At 62.9% G+C, this 237-nt stretch carries 1 protein-coding gene; it reads left to right on the forward strand.

Features of this window, described 5'->3' with window-relative positions; translation table 11 throughout:
- A partial coding sequence (locus B4920_RS27920) for an LptF/LptG family permease (protein WP_139379783.1) occupies positions 1 to 237 on the forward strand: 237 nt, incomplete at both ends.

Genomic DNA, 237 nt, shown 5'->3' on the forward strand with positions numbered 1-237 from the left:
ACTGACCCTGGTCGGGCTGGCGGCGCTCATCAAATATGTGGAGCAGTTGAAAGCCGTGGGGGAGGGCAACTACGACATGCTCAACGCCCTCTATTTCGTGCTGCTCTCCATGCCCAAGGAGGCGGTGCTGTTCTTCCCCCTGGCGGCCCTGCTGGGTGGCCTCATCGGCCTGGGTCAGCTCGCCACCAGCTCCGAGCTGGTGGTGATGCAGGCATCGGGTCGCTCCAAGATCAGCAT

Source organism: Zoogloea sp. LCSB751 (assembly GCF_002028455.1).
GTDB lineage: Bacteria > Pseudomonadota > Gammaproteobacteria > Burkholderiales > Rhodocyclaceae > Zoogloea.